1 protein-coding gene is annotated in these 1,143 nt (G+C 64.7%); it reads right to left on the bottom strand.

Annotated features, from left to right (window positions below; genetic code table 11):
* Positions 1-925: preprotein translocase subunit SecA (locus tag ACWELJ_RS34210; protein WP_452370191.1), on the bottom strand; the 925-nt coding region annotated here is incomplete at its 3' end.
* Positions 926-1,143: the final 218 nt, after the last annotated feature.

Genomic DNA, 1,143 nt, shown 5'->3' with positions numbered 1-1,143 from the left:
TGTCCTTCTTGAAGAGCTCCTTCGCCTTGATGGCGTTGTTCAGGTAGCCCACCAGAGGCGTGTTCACCGACTCGTAGAGGTTGTCGATGCCCAGCCAGTCCTCGACCTTGCTGACACCGGCCTCGTGGATGGCGACCGTGCGCTTCTTCTCGTCGACCTCGTAGTCGCCGGTCTCCTCGATGCCCTTCAGCGGGTTGCCGGGCTCGCCCTTCTTCAGGCGCGTCACCAGCTTCGCGAAGTCGCCGTACCACTTGGTCGCCTGGTCCGCCGGACCCGAGATGATCAACGGCGTACGCGCCTCGTCGACCAGGATCGAGTCGACCTCGTCGACGATGGCGAAGTTGTGGCCGCGCTGCACCAGCTCGTCCTTCGACCACGCCATGTTGTCGCGCAGGTAGTCGAAACCGAACTCGTTGTTCGTGCCGTACGTGATGTCGCACGCGTACTGCTCGCGGCGCTGGGCCGGCGTCATGTTGGCCAGGATGCAGCCGACGCTCAGACCCAGGAACTTGTGGACGCGGCCCATCATCTCGGAGTCGCGCTCGGCCAGGTAGTCGTTCACCGTGATCAGGTGGACGCCCTTGCCGGACAGCGCGTTCAGATAAGCGGGCAGCGTGCCGACGAGGGTCTTGCCCTCACCGGTCTTCATCTCGGCCACATAACCGAGGTGCAGGGCCGCGCCACCCATGATCTGCACGTCGTAGTGGCGCTGGCCGAGCGCGCGCTTGGCGCCTTCACGCACCGTCGCGAACGCCTCGGGCAACAGGTCGTCCAGACTCTCACCATCGGCGTACCGCTGCTTGTACTCATCGGTGAGGGCCCGCAGCTCGGCGTCGGAGAGGTCGACGAAGTCCTCTTCGATGGAGTTGACCTGGTCCGCGATGCGGTGCAGCTTGCGCAGGATCTTGCCTTCGCCTGCACGCATGAGCTTCGAGAGGACGGACACGGGGGTTGGTCTCCTTGCCGGTCGGGCCTGGGACGGTCGGTTTCCATGTGACTTGCTGAGCAACGGCCATCGTATGCGAGGACCCCGCCACGCCGGGAGTCTGCTGTACGAGGACCGCGCCCTGCCGCGCACGGACACCAAAATCTTCTTCAAACAGAACAACGGCCGGGCCCCGCCGATAGAGCCGCGACCACCCC

The sequence above is a fragment of the Nocardia sp. NPDC004582 genome (assembly GCF_053602115.1).
The sequence above is the reverse complement of the archived record's forward strand: the minus strand, read 5'-3'. Positions and strand labels throughout refer to the sequence as shown.